Source organism: Streptoalloteichus hindustanus (assembly GCF_900129375.1).
GTDB classification, from domain to species: domain Bacteria; phylum Actinomycetota; class Actinomycetes; order Mycobacteriales; family Pseudonocardiaceae; genus Streptoalloteichus; species Streptoalloteichus hindustanus.
On sequence record NZ_FQVN01000028.1, the window covers coordinates 1 to 1,779 of the forward strand.

Annotated in this window: 2 protein-coding genes; both read left to right on the forward strand. The window is 68.2% G+C overall.

The genetic code is table 11. The annotated features are described in order from the left end of the window. Positions 1 to 834, forward strand: an 834-nt coding sequence (locus BUE43_RS32455; RefSeq protein ID WP_073490188.1) for an isochorismate synthase, incomplete at its 5' end; no start/stop codon positions are given. A gap of 75 nt (positions 835 to 909) precedes the next feature. Then, positions 910 to 1,779 (forward strand): AMP-binding protein (locus BUE43_RS32460; protein WP_234996046.1); only part of this gene is annotated, 870 nt, incomplete at its 3' end.

Genomic DNA, 1,779 nt, shown 5'->3' on the forward strand with positions numbered 1-1,779 from the left:
CCGGTGCCGGAGCCGGAGGCACATCTGTCGGCGGTGGCGCGGGCGGTGGCGCGGATGCGGTCCGGTGAGTTCGAGAAGGTGGTGTTGGCGCGGTCGTTGGAGCTGACCGTGTCCAATGGGGACGGTCCGGTGGACGTGCGTCCGCTGCTGCGCCGGTTGGCACGACGCGACCCGGGCGGCTACACCTTCGGAATCGACCTCCCCGGCGAGCGCACGTTGGTGGGGGCGAGTCCGGAACTCCTCGTCTCCCGCTCGGGAACGCGCGTCGTCTCCAACCCGTTGGCGGGCTCCCGTCCTCGGAGTGTTGATCCGGTGGAGGATCGGCGTCGGGCGGAGGAGTTGCTGGTGTCGGCGAAGGATCTGCACGAGCACGCGGTGGTGGCGGAGTTCGTGGTGGAGACGTTGCGGCCGTTCTGTCGTGTGTTGGAGGTGCCGTCGGGTCCGTCGTTGGTGCGGACGGCGTCGATGTGGCATCTGTCCACGAGGGTGTCGGGTGAGTTGGTTGATCCTGGGGTGTCGGCGTTGGGGTTGGCGTGTGCGTTGCATCCGACGCCGGCGGTGTGTGGGACTCCGACGGGCCTGGCGCGGGCGGCGATCGGGGAGTTGGAGCCGTTCGATCGGGGTTTCTACACCGGTCTTCTGGGGTGGGGGGACGCCTCCGGTGATGGGGAGTGGGTGGTGACGATCCGCTGTGCGGAGGCCGTGGGGAATCTGTTGCGGTTGTTCGCGGGTGGGGGGATCGTGGCGGATTCGGTGCCGGGTGAGGAGTTGGCGGAGACGTCGGCGAAGTTCGGGACGATGTTGCGGGCGTTGGGTGTGGACCAGCCCCTGTGACGTGGTGGGTGTTGCTCGTTCGGTTGTTGGCTGTCTGAGTCTCGTTGAGGGGTGTTGGGGTTGTTGGCCGGGTGTGTGGGGTGGCCGGAGGATGTGGTTGCCCGGTACCGCGAGTGGGGGTTGTGGCAGGGCCTGACGTTCGGGGATCTGTTGCGGCGGCGCGCCGGGGAGTTCGCCGGGCGGGTGGCGGTGGTGTGTGGGGAGCGCCGCTGGTCGTATGCCGAGTTGGACGCGCGGGCGGATCGGGTGGCGGCCGGGTTGCTGCGGCTGGGTGTGGGGCCGGGGGATCGGGTGGTGGTGCAGCTGCCGAATGTCGCCGAGTTCCTGGAGGTGGTCTTCGGGGTGTGGCGGGCTGGTGGGTTGCCGGTGTTCGCGTTGCCCGCGCACCGCTCGGCGGAGATCGGGTATTTCTGTGAGTTCACCGAGGCGGTCGCGTATGTGATCGCGGATCGTCATGGCGGGTTCGACTACCGGGCTTTGGCGTCGGAGGTGCGGGAGGCGGTCCCGTCGCTGCGGCACGTGATCGTGGTCGGTGACCCGGGGGAGCACACCGGCCTGGACGAGGTGCGGGTCCCGGAGTCCGAGGTCGACACCAGTGTTTTCCCTGTGGTGGGTGCGGGGGAGGTGGCGTTCTTCCAGCTCTCCGGGGGTAGTACGGGTGTGCCGAAGCTGATTCCCCGTACCCATGATGACTATCTGTTCAGTGTGCGGGAGTCCGCGGAGATCTGTGGTTTGTCGCCGGAGAGTGTGTATCTGTGTGTGTTGCCGGCGGCGCACAACTATCCGTTGTCCTCGCCGGGGTCGTTGGGGGTGTTGTGGGCCGGGGGCACGGTGGTGATGTCCCCGCAGCCTTCTCCGGATGTGGCGTTTGGGTTGATCGAGCGGGAGCGGGTGACGATCACGGGGGTGGTGCCGCCGTTGGCGTTGGTGTGGATGCAGGCCGCC